The sequence below is a fragment of the Laceyella sediminis genome, from assembly GCF_003003125.1.
Classification (GTDB): Bacteria; Bacillota; Bacilli; order Thermoactinomycetales; family Thermoactinomycetaceae; genus Laceyella; species Laceyella tengchongensis.
The window spans coordinates 1-3,262 of sequence record NZ_PVTZ01000032.1 but is presented as its reverse complement, the minus strand read 5'-3'; the positions used below and the strand labels follow the sequence as shown (position 1 = coordinate 3,262).

3 protein-coding genes and 2 pseudogenes are annotated in these 3,262 nt (G+C 41.9%); 1 reads left to right on the top strand and 4 read right to left on the bottom strand.

Annotation, left to right across the window (positions count from 1 at the left end; translation table 11 throughout):
* Positions 1 to 17: 17 nt before the first annotated feature.
* A pseudogene (locus CLV36_RS17980) lies at positions 18 to 251 on the top strand (chlorite dismutase family protein); the annotation flags it as partial.
* A gap of 49 nt (positions 252 to 300) precedes the next feature.
* Here the strand turns inward: CLV36_RS17980 and CLV36_RS17775 are convergent.
* The 4 genes and pseudogenes from CLV36_RS17775 to CLV36_RS16730 form a co-directional block, all read right to left on the bottom strand.
* Positions 301 to 414, bottom strand: a pseudogene (locus CLV36_RS17775) (alcohol dehydrogenase); the annotation flags it as partial.
* A gap of 91 nt (positions 415 to 505) precedes the next feature.
* Positions 506 to 709: an ArsR family transcriptional regulator gene (locus CLV36_RS17060; protein ID WP_146130667.1), complete on the bottom strand. Its 204-nt coding sequence runs from the start codon at positions 707 to 709 to the stop codon at positions 506 to 508.
* A 34-nt stretch (positions 710 to 743) separates the two neighbouring features.
* Positions 744 to 1,316, bottom strand: coding sequence for an SMI1/KNR4 family protein (locus CLV36_RS16735; RefSeq protein WP_106343403.1), 573 nt, complete (start codon positions 1,314 to 1,316; stop codon positions 744 to 746).
* Between the two features lie 87 nt (positions 1,317 to 1,403).
* Positions 1,404 to 3,002, bottom strand: coding sequence for a hypothetical protein (locus CLV36_RS16730; protein WP_181353118.1), 1,599 nt, complete (start codon positions 3,000 to 3,002; stop codon positions 1,404 to 1,406).
* Positions 3,003 to 3,262 lie beyond the last annotated feature (260 nt).

Below are 3,262 nucleotides of genomic sequence, written 5' to 3'. Positions count from 1 at the left end.
ATTACCTCTCCGTCAATATCTCTAACATTATCCATTCGATAGCCGTTAATGCAACAAAAATCACTTACATCATCTATAATCGGTTCAACTCCAAGCACCTTCGCCCGAACATCGACGAATTAAATGATATCAAAACAAAGTTTAATAAACTGGGCTTTGCCGGTGTCACTTCCAATCCGTATTCCTATCTTTCTGTCGTGGAACTCAGCTCTTACACGATCGATCCAGATACAGACCCACTAAGTGACCCAGCTTTCCGGGAACGTCTCCAACCAATCTTGCCCAAAACCCAATATACCTGTTTCTATCCCACAATTGTTCCAGGTGCAGATCAACAGGCTTGCCATGTACACCGACGTTGGCCAGACGTCCGCCAGGTTTCAGGATTTGCTGACAGATATCAAAGGTCAGAGGTCGATCATGATGATCTCCGCTGGTGAATAAAGTTGCATCCGCTCATTCCACCACGACCTTTCTTTATAAGCTTTTAGATAAATCCGGAACTTTAATCGCAGACTACTTTTCGCCCACTTGCCTTTAGCTCCTCGATTTCGTTTTTCATATCCGGTAGTGTTTCTAATACCTGTTGAAAGAACGGGTAAACGGAACCATCCAATGAATAGAAAACCCATTGACCATTTCGGCGTTCTTTCACCAACCTCACGTTCTTCAATTTCCGCATGTGTTGAGAAACGGCCGGCTGCGTCATATTCTTGTACAAATCGCCATTAACCTTCTGTATCTTACTCCAGCATCAATATCCAATTTTTCACGGATTCATTAGGCAGAATAGCTCCTAACTTCTTCTCAATTTCTCGTAAAATTTTTTTATCAAATTCCCATTCATCATTCAGAAATTGGCCTTCATATTTTAAGTAACATACCTCACATAACACATTCAATGTCTCAATAAAGCCTTCTAGACTTGGTGCTATTTCTCTTAAGTTAATAGCCCCTTGCCCGTGCCATACATGATAAAGATTCTCCTTCTTCTTATCTAAAATAAAAGGATTTAAACCGTTATCAGCAATTACAATCCAGTCATTTTGCCATTCTGGATTGCTTTGCATACTTTCCAAATCATGACTAAAATTCACCTGAACCTCAACAATCTCTTCTGGCTCATACAATTGAATCGGATTTCCCCCAAAATCCAATTCACCCATTCTGGGCGCATGATCTTTATACCACTTAAGTAACTTTTCACCTGGATACAATGACTTTTGAATCTCATTAATCACATGTTCATCTGTCGGTCCAACTGCTAAACCACATTCCGTCATGACCTTATTCCATCTATGCAAAACTTTTTCCATTGACTTGATACCACCCTTAAAAAAATACTTAATCTATCCGCCCAACTTAAAAATAGCCTATAAGGAATAATTTTTGCATCATAACAATCATTCCTTTTCGAGTGGGTGCTTTCTATAATATTCAATCATTGCTTGACGATCAATTAGTCGTCCATTCGTAGGATTCGTAAATTTCCCTCTGTGTCCTTTAAGACCTGCAACATGCTCGTTTCCTTTTCCCCTATTATATAAAAATCTTATATTTCGAGGATCTCCTTGCCAAGCTGCACCTAGCTCACCATTTTCAGCATTAATTATATGATGTCCTGTATATCCTCTTACCTTTCCAGTCCTTAAAAGTTCGTTAATCTCACTCTCGGTCCACGGATAAGTACCTCTTCCTGTTTGTTGAACCAATTCCTTTTCCAACCGCCAAGCTCTGTTAATTGCTGTAGCTCTGGAACCCGCTTGAGGAGTCAGATTAGGATTTGCTTTGAATTGAATCAAAGGCAATGGCTCAGTCAGCTTATCATTTGGTGAAACAGGTTTAGTTCCCGCTCCTCTCGGTAATGTTTCATCTATATTTGGATTTGTATTAGTATTACCGTTTGTACCCCCACCGCCACCACGATAAGCTTGAGCATACAAACACTCAATAAAGTTCCCGTCACCAAATTTAATCAACGCAAAGTATCGCGGAGTCTGCTGATATCCCAAACATTTGCCTACGTTTTGAACAGCCGGCTTGATCTTAGCGGAAATCGGACCTGTATGCTTTTCTATTGCAGTCGTCGCTTTATTGAGGAGCGGTTGAACCAGTGGATATGCACCAGAGGCAAAACCAACCAATGTGGCTCCTGCTAAACCAGAGAGAACAGCTCGTTTCCAGTTAAGCTCTTTCCCTCTTAACCAGTCATCCACTCCGCTGGTAATGGCCCCTTCCGTTGCCGTCATTGCACCCATTTTGCTGAATAACTCACCAGCCATACGTTGGACAAAAGCAGGCGCTTTGCCAAGAATCTGCTTACCCCCACTGATAATTGGGCCTAAGAAACGCGATCCTGTTATGGCAGTACCCAGTCCCGGTGCAAGTTTGGTTAAGCCAGAAAAAAATGCACTCGCCGCTCCACCACCGATTGCACCAGCCGCACCACCAATGGCCGCTCCCAACAGCACTGTCTTGTCCACTTTGCCGCCATTAAGTAATGCGCCGAAACCAAGTGAAAGGCCCCAGTTCGCCAACAACATGAGTCCCAATGGTTCCATCCCAGGAATGAGTAGAAGGCCCACTCCAGCAATAATCACCCCTGCTGAAGCAACCACTTCTTTATTTTCCTTTGCCCATTGCCATGCACTATCTAACGCATTGGTTGTATTATTCCATAGAGACTGTGTGACTTCCCCCAGATCTTTATTTTTTACGTTTTCCCATGCTTCAGATAATCCTTTTTTGAACTTGTTTTTTAATGATTGATAACCAGACGTTAGATCTTTTATCCAGTCTGGTCTTCCAAAAAGATCGTCTTTCCGTTCCTCGATCGATTGCTCTTTTGGCTTATCTTCATCCAAGGAGACAGCCATGTTTTGCCCAGTAAGCACCTGCATGATTTTGTCTTTTAATGACCCCTGCACTTCTGCACTAGCTACTACTTGATTTAGTAACAGTGCTAAAGCAACTCCACAGGCGATAACAACAATGTATTCCATCGTTGGCGACCCTTTACGACTCTGCAGAACCTTGGCCAATCTACTTAACAATCGTTTCAATAAGCGTTCACCTTCTAAATGAAGTTTTGTATACAATCATATTTTAAGTCAACTAGGATTCGATAGAAAGATACATTGGCATTTAGAACTAAAAAAGGACTGTTGCTCTTTAGCCCCCTAATGACTTTGGACACTAAGAGTGTAAGTGGATTACACTACTAGTGATGGGGGATGAGAAAAATGAAAAGAAATCGGTACTC